Source organism: Candidatus Polarisedimenticolaceae bacterium, from assembly GCA_036376135.1.
Lineage (GTDB): Bacteria > Acidobacteriota > Polarisedimenticolia > Polarisedimenticolales > DASRJG01 > DASVAW01.
Window position 1 is genome coordinate 1 of record DASVAW010000015.1, and the last position, 5640, is coordinate 5640.

5 protein-coding genes are annotated in these 5640 nt (G+C 69.9%); 1 reads left to right on the top strand and 4 read right to left on the bottom strand.

From position 1 onward, the window contains the following. The 4 genes from dnaE to lexA form a co-directional block, all read right to left on the bottom strand. Positions 1–1959: DNA polymerase III subunit alpha (gene dnaE, locus VF139_01445; GenBank protein ID HEX6850040.1), on the bottom strand; the 1959-nt coding region annotated here is incomplete at its 3' end. A gap of 34 nt (positions 1960–1993) precedes the next feature. Next, entirely contained in the window at positions 1994–3481 is a 1488-nt protein-coding gene (locus tag VF139_01450; GenBank protein ID HEX6850041.1) for a DNA polymerase Y family protein, read from the bottom strand. Next, on the bottom strand, positions 3459–4106 hold the full coding sequence (locus VF139_01455) for a hypothetical protein (protein ID HEX6850042.1): 648 nt from the start codon (positions 4104–4106) through the stop codon (positions 3459–3461). Before VF139_01455 ends, VF139_01450 begins: the two co-directional genes overlap by 23 nt. Next, on the bottom strand, positions 4103–4705 hold the full coding sequence (gene lexA, locus VF139_01460) for a transcriptional repressor LexA (protein ID HEX6850043.1): 603 nt from the start codon (positions 4703–4705) through the stop codon (positions 4103–4105). The genes VF139_01455 and lexA overlap by 4 nt, the downstream gene beginning before the upstream one ends. Before the next feature lie 143 nt (positions 4706–4848). On the opposite strand from lexA, the gene VF139_01465 reads away from it, so the two are divergent. Next, on the top strand, positions 4849–5640 hold a 792-nt coding region (locus tag VF139_01465; GenBank protein HEX6850044.1), incomplete at its 3' end, for an SPFH domain-containing protein.

The window sequence follows — 5640 nt, forward strand, 5'->3', positions numbered from 1 at the left end:
GATCACCTGCTCCTGGAAGAGGGGGACGCCGAGGGTCTTCTTCAGGACCGGCTCGAGCGAAGGGTGCGGGTAGACGACCTCCTCCTCCCCGTTCCGCCGCCTCAGGTAGGGATGAACCATCCCGCCGGTGATCGGCCCGGGGCGGACGATCGAGACCTCGATCACGAGGTCGTAGTAGTTGCGCGGCTTGAGGCGCGGGAGCATCGCCATCTGCGCGCGGCTTTCGATCTGGAAGACGCCGATCGTGTCGGCCTTGCAGATCATGTCGTAGGTCGCCGGGTCCTCCTTGGGAAGCGTCGCGAGGTCGAGGTCGAGGTCCTTGTGTTCGCGCAGGAGGTCGAAGGCCTTGTGGAGCTGGTGCAGGGCGCCGAGCCCCAGCAGGTCGACCTTGAACAGGCCCAGCTCCTCGACCATGTCCTTGTCCCACTGGATCACGGTGCGATCGGGCATCGTGGCGTTTTCGATCGGCACCAGCGTGTGCACCGGCTCGTGGCCGAGGAGGAACCCGCCCGGGTGGATCGACAGGTGCCGCGGGAAGTCGAGGACCTCCTGCGCGAGGCGGATCACCGAGCGCACCTGCGGGGTCTCGGGGTCGAGCCCCGCCTGCTCGAAGGCGCGCGCGTCGACGTCGCCGTACATCGGGAGGAGCTTCGACAACCGGTCGAGCGTCGTCTCCGCGAGCCCCAGCGCCTTCCCCACGTCGCGCACCGCCGAGCGCGGGCGGTAACGGATCAGGTTCGCGACCATGGCGGCGTGGGAGCGACCGTACTTCGCGTACACGTGCTGGATCACCTCCTCGCGCCGCTCGTGTTCGATGTCGAGGTCGATGTCCGGCGGCTCCGCCCGCTCGCGCGAGAGGAACCGTTCGAACAGAAGCCCGAGCGCGACCGGATCGACCGCGGTGATCCCGAGGGCGTAACAGACCGTCGAGTTCGCCGCCGAGCCGCGCCCCTGACAGAGGATCCCGTGCGCGCGGCAGAACCGGACGATCTCCCACATCGTGAGGAAATACCCGCCGTAGTCGAGCTCGTCGATCAGCGCGAGCTCCTTGTCGATCTGCTCGCGCGCGGCCGCTGGGACGCCCTGCGGGAACCGCTCCCGCGCCCCGTCGTACGTCAGCTCGCGCAGCCACTGGGAGGTCGTCTTCCCGCTCGGGAGTTTCTCCGACGGGTAGCGGTAACGGATCTGCGCCAGCGAGAAGGTGCAGCGGGAGGCGATCTCGATCGTGCGCGCGACGGCGGCGTGATCGTCCTCGAAGAGCTTCGCGAAGGCGTGCGGCGGCTTGAGCGCGTGCTCGTGGTTGGGCTTGAGCCTGCGCCCGGCTTCCGAGAGCTTCACGCGGTGCCGGATCGCGGTGACGACGTCCTGCAGGTCGCGCCGCGCGGGCTTGTGGTAGAGGACCTCGTGCGCCGCGGCGACGGGGAGCTTCCACTTCTCGGCGCGCGCGCGCAGCCTCGCTTCCTGCTTCACCTCTTCCGCGCGGCGGTGGCGGGCGACCATCGCGTAGAGGCGGTCGCCGAACGCCTCCTTCAGCCCGTGCGCGACGAAGAAGGGGTCGGGCTCCCCGACGAGGAGCGACCGGTCGCCCCCCCAGAGGGCGATCGCTCCTTCGGCGTGCTCGTAGACCTCGCGCCATCGGACCTGGCTCGACCCCTTCTCGGAGCGGCGGCGGCCGAGGGTGACGAGGGAACACAGGTTCCCGTACCCCTTGCGGTCCTGCGCGAGGAGGACGAGCGTCGAGCCGTCGTCGAGGGTGACCTCGGAGCCGATGACGAGCTTGACCCCGACCTCGCGCGCCTTCGCGTGCGCCTCGACGATCCCGCCGACGCCGTCGCGGTCGGTGACGGCGATCGCCTCGATCCCGTGGTGGACGCAGGTCTCGATCAGCTCCTCGGGGTGGGAGGCCCCTTCGAGGAAGGAGAAACACGACTTCGTCCAGAGCGGCGTGTAACGGGACATAGGTTCGATAACAAAAAGGGGCCTGACCCCTTTTTCATTCCACGCGCCCCTGGAGGAACCAGCGGCGCGCTTCCCGGTCGAAATAGACCCAGAGCAGCTCCCCCTTCTTCGTCTCCGCGAAGTGGTAGTCGCGGTGCACGGGGTTGCTCCACCAATCCCCCGAGACGACGTAGGGGCCGAGGACGCGCATCACCGGCCCCTGCTCGAGGCCGCGCAGCATCCAGCCGTCGGGCTCGTGACGCTCGCGCGGCGGGAGCGGGACGGGGTTCGGGTGGAAGCGACGCACCAGGTGCGGCTCGTCCACCGGGCGCGGGTTCGCCTCGACGAGATCCGTCACCGGCTCCCACGCGACCTTCGCCTCGGGAAGGTGCGCGTCCTTCGGGACGGCGCGCACGACGGCGTCGTCCCCCAGCTTCGCCCGCACGCGGGCGAGCGCGCGGCTCGCGGCGGCGAGGTCGCGACGGCCGCGCACGGCGAACAGGCGCTCCTGCCGCGGGGTCGGGTCGGTCTCGCGCGCGACGAGGATCACCTCCATCACCCCGTCGGGAAGGGTGCGCACCGCCTGCAGGCGCAGGCGCACGAGCTCCATCACGAGCTTCGGGTCGAGGGTCGGAGCCGCGGGCTTGAGCGACTCGACGTGATCTCCCAGGCGCTCGAACCGCAGCACCAGCTGCAGCTCCCCGAGCGCGCGCCCCTTCTTTCCGATCGCGGTCAACATCGGGTCGAGTTTCTCCGCGACGATCGCCTCGATGCTCCCCGCCTGGAATTCCGGATGATCGAGGATCACCCGCACCTGCTCGGGCTCCGCCGGCCGGTCGGGCTGAAGCGGGACGGCGAGCGAGCCCGAGGCGAAGCGGTGCATCCGATGCACCTCGGCGCCGAACCGCGTCCCCACCCCCTCGAGCGGGAGATCGACGAACTCCCCGACCGTGCGCACTCCGAGCTTCGCCAGGGAATCGCGCGCCGTCGGCGGGAGCGCCAGGCGGTCGAGGCGCACCGCGCGCGCGCCGTCGCGCTCGGCCCGCGCGTCGTTCAGGACGAGGATCCCGCGCCGCGAGCGGGCGATCGCGTAGGCACCGAAACGCGAGAAGCCGACGACGAGGCTCGCCACGAACCCCGCGCGCACGGCGTCGGTGTGCACCTGGGCCGCCCACGCGTCGAGCGATCCCCAGAGCGGGATCAGCCCGCGCGCGTCGAGCCAGAAGACGCCGGGCTCCCCCTCCGCCGGCTCGACGAACGGCGTGAACTGGCGGAGGCGCTCGCACCCTTCGGCGACGGCGGCGTCGATCTCCGAAGGGGGAACGACCCCCGCGCGAAGGGCGGGAAACAGCGCCTGCGCCGCGGCGTAACGCATCCCCGGAAGCACCCCGCCCACGCGCGCCTTCTCGTTGACCCAGAGGATCTTTCCCTGGGGGCGATCCTCCGCGACGACGGCCGCGGGGTGCTGCCGCCATTCCGGCTCCCGCCGCAGCAGCAGCTGCAGCGGGAAGGCGGGAAGGTCAATGCAGGCCGTCCGGTCCACGGAAGATCTCCACGTGACGCGCCCCGGGGGCGCGACGCTTGTCCTTGACGAAGCGCAGGGCGCAGCGGAAACGATCGTCGAGGCGTTCTTCGCGGGCGGCGTGCGCGCGCACGGAGACGAGGGCGCCGAGCGACGGGCGCTCGGCATCCTTCTCGGTGAGACAGGCGACGACCGCGGTGTGTTTCTGCGCGAGGGCGGCGAGGCGATTCGGCGCGTGCATCGGGAGACGCGACGCGGCGCCGAAGTCGACGACGACGAGGCCGAACGCCCCGGAGCGCAGGAGCAGGTCCGCCGCCTCCGCCGCGCGGATCGCGTCGGGGGTCCACACGACGGGAAACGCCGCGAGGTCGATCCCTGCCTCCGCCACGTCGGGGGGATAGAAGATGCTGTCGCGTCTCCCGACCCACGCCGCGGGCTCCCCGCGCCGCTGCGCCTCGAGCACGAGACGGAAGACGAGGGTCAGCGGCGCCCCCGCGACGTCGCCGGAGATCTCGACGAGGCGACCTTCGAGGGAAGGAAGCGACCACGGAGCGAAACTGGGGACAGCAACCGAATTCCGAGGCTCCTCCCGAAGCGGAGCCTTCTCGGGTTGGAAATTCGGTTGCTGTCCCCAATTGGCCTTCACAGGTATCTCCTGACCTCGACGACCTTCCCGAGCACCCGCAGCTCCCGAGGGTCCGGGACGATCGGTTCGTACCTGGGGTTTTCGGCGTGGAGCTCCACGCGACCGCGGCGGACGCGCCACCGCTTGACCGTCGCCTCGTCGCCGACGAGGGCGACGACGACGTCGCCGGCCTCGGCGCGCTCCTGCCGGCGCACGACGACGATGTCGCCGGCGAGGATCCCGATGCCGCTCATGCTGTCCCCGCGCACGCGCAGGCCGAAGAGCTCCCCCGCGGCGCGGCGCGCCTCGACGGGGACGTACCCCTCGAGGTCCTCGATCGCGGCGTCGAGGGGACCGGCGGGGACGCGACCGAGGAGCGGGATCATCCGGGGAATCCCCGCCTCCCCTTCCGGAAGGCGATAACCGCGGGCGAGCCCGGCGGCCTTCGCGAGCTTCCCCTCGGCGACGAGCCCCTCGAGGTGCTCGCGCGCGGTCATCGGGGAGCGGAAGCCGAACGCCTCCTGGACCTCGCGGATGGTCGGGGGACGTCCCTCGTGCAACCGCTCGCGAACGAAGCGGAAGACCTTGTCCCGGGTCTCGCCGGGGGGTGTCTTGCCCATGAAAACCTCCGTGCCTGCGGTCACGGAGAACATACCGTACAAATGTACGGCTGACAAGAAATTCGAGGAAAACCTTGCCGGAGCGCTATCGCGGTGATATCACTTCGATGTCACTCGGCAGGGCCCGAGGAAAGGAGCGTCCGATGACGCAGGAAAAAACCACCAAGGCTTGGAGCGGCTACCTCTTCGTCCTGATCACCGTCGCGCTCCTCGCGGCGACGATCTGGTGCTTCGTGCAGGGAGTCCGCGGACCACGCCCGAACGTGCCCTTCCTGATCGCCGCGGCGGTCATGGTCGTGGTGACGATCCTGACCGCGATCGGCCTTTTCATCGTGAACCCGAACGAGTCGAAGGTGCTGGTCCTGTTCGGCAAATACGTCGGCACGGTCAAGGAGAACGGCTTCTTCTGGGCGAACCCCTTCCTCGTGAAGAAGAAGGTCTCGCTGCGCGCCCGCAACCTCAACGGAGAGAAGCTCAAGGTCAACGACAAGGCCGGGAATCCGATCCAGATCGCGGCGGTCGTCGTGTGGCAGGTGGAGAACACCTTCCGCGCTTCGTTCGACGTCGACGACTACGAGCACTACGTCGTGGTGCAGAGCGAGGCGGCGGTGCGGCACCTCGCAGGGCGCTACCCCTACGACACCTTCGAGAACCACGACGAGGACACGCTGACGCTTCGCGCGGGGACGGAGCTCGTGAACGACCAGCTGGAGAAGGAGCTCGAGGAGCGCCTGGCCCGGGCGGGCATCAAGATCCTCGAGGCGCGCATCAGCCACCTCGCCTACGCCCCCGAGATCGCCGAGGCGATGCTCCGGCGCCAGCAGGCCTCCGCCGTCGTCGCGGCGCGCCACCAGATCGTCAACGGCGCGGTGAGCATGGTGCAGCTCGCGCTCGAGAAGCTCGCGCACGAGAACGTCGTGCAGCTCGACGAGGAG

Bases quoted from the DNA above. Each gene is read 5' to 3' on its own strand.
- lexA (HEX6850043.1), bottom strand. From the start codon at position 4,705: ATGGGCAAGACACCCCCCGGCGAGACCCGGGACAAGGTCTTCCGCTTC.